1 protein-coding gene is annotated in these 215 nt (G+C 61.9%); it reads right to left on the bottom strand.

Translation table 11 applies throughout. The features are described 5' to 3' along the window. On the bottom strand, positions 1–215 hold a 215-nt coding region (locus AC0L3P_RS40425), incomplete at both ends, for a transposase (RefSeq protein ID WP_473309510.1).

The raw sequence follows: 215 nt of genomic DNA on the forward strand, positions 1-215 counted from the left end.
GCGATTTGTGGCTGCCCCGCGAGCCAGGCCTGCGCAGTGGCTGGCTCTCTGTCGGGTAAGAGAGTGATCGGTCGTCGTCGCTCGAGGTCACAGATAATCGTTCCGTACCGCTGATTGCGCCGCCAGGCCCAATCGTCTATGCCGATAACGCTCGGCGCAGCAAAGGGCGGACACCCGCGCTTTCTAACCACCCGAAGCAATGTGTCGTTGCTCAC

Source organism: Bradyrhizobium sp. WSM4874 (genome assembly GCF_055811835.1).